Below are 1145 nucleotides of genomic sequence, written 5' to 3'. Positions count from 1 at the left end.
TGTTGTCGGCGACGGATTTCCGCAGAAATCTGGCGGTGAAGCTTCGCGAGAGCAACCGGTGCAGTGGAGGGAATGCGCCCGCTCGGTGACGCGGGCCGAGCGGGCGCAGGGTTCAGGAAGTGAGTCCGAGAGCGCGCAGAGCAGCGCCGATGGGGAGGGTGGTGCCGCTGCGTTGCGAAGCGGCGCTGTGCGGCTTACCCGGTAGCGGCAGGAGTTGCCAGACACCATCGGGGTCACCAGGGCGCCAGGGCCGGTGAGCGACGAGGCCAAGCTCGAGGAGTCGAGAGAGGGCCCCATCGAGGTCTTCGCGGCGCATCGCGAGACAGCGGGCCATGCGGGCGCGACTGAAGAAGGAGGCGCCGTGACGGTCAGCGGCCAGCGCGAGGAGCAGCAGGACGGCGCTGCCGTGGGGTTGGAGGGTGGCGAGCCAGTCCTGGTGGAGGAGTTGATCTTCGAGCCAGCCGAACGATCCGGCGGGTTGCCGGAGGAGGTCGGGACGTGGCGGGCGCGGTTTGGGGCGTGTCATTGCACTTGCTCCTTGCTCTTGATCCGTTTGGCCTTGCGCCGTGCCGCGCGTTCTTGGCGGCGCTGCTCGCTGCGTTCCTTGGCCTCCTTGAGACGGTAGGACTCGCCATCGATCGTGACGACTTCGGCCTTGTGGACCAGGCGATCGATGAGAGCGACGACCGAGCTAGCGTTGGGGAAGACTTCGTGCCATTCGGAGAATATTCGGTTGGTGGTGATGATGGTGGAACGCTGCTGATGGCGCCGACTCACGATGTCGAACAAGAGATCGGCGTGGCGGGTGTTGTAGGAAAGGTAACCGACCTCGTCGATGACGAGCAGCGTGGGCCGGCTGAAGCAGCGCAGCCGGCGGGCGAGGGCCGAGGGGCTGTCCTGGGCGGCGAGCTCATTCAACAGTTCAGAGGCCGTGATGAAGCGGACGGTATGACCTTTGAGCACGGCCTGGTAGGCGAGGTTTTGGGCAATGAGTGTCTTGCCCACGCCGTTGGGCCCCGCCAGGACCACGTTGCCGTTCTCGGCGATGAAGTCGAGGCAGAAGAGATCCTCGATCAAGTCGCGATCGATCTTCTTGGGCCAGTTCCAGTCGAAGTCGGCCAGCGGCTTGAAGCGTCCGATCTTGG

At 65.2% G+C, this 1145-nt stretch carries 2 protein-coding genes; both read right to left on the bottom strand.

Annotation, left to right across the window (positions count from 1 at the left end):
• Positions 1 to 112: 112 nt before the first annotated feature.
• Positions 113 to 526, bottom strand: a complete 414-nt coding sequence (locus tag AB1781_11435) for a hypothetical protein (GenBank protein MEW5705178.1) — start codon at positions 524 to 526, stop codon at positions 113 to 115.
• Positions 523 to 1145, bottom strand: a 623-nt coding sequence (locus AB1781_11430) for an ATP-binding protein (protein ID MEW5705177.1), incomplete at its 5' end; no start/stop codon positions are given. The genes AB1781_11430 and AB1781_11435, both read right to left, overlap by 4 nt.

The sequence above is a fragment of the Pseudomonadota bacterium genome, from assembly GCA_040752895.1.
Taxonomy (GTDB): Bacteria; Pseudomonadota; Alphaproteobacteria.
This window is presented reverse-complemented; position numbering and strand designations above follow the sequence as displayed.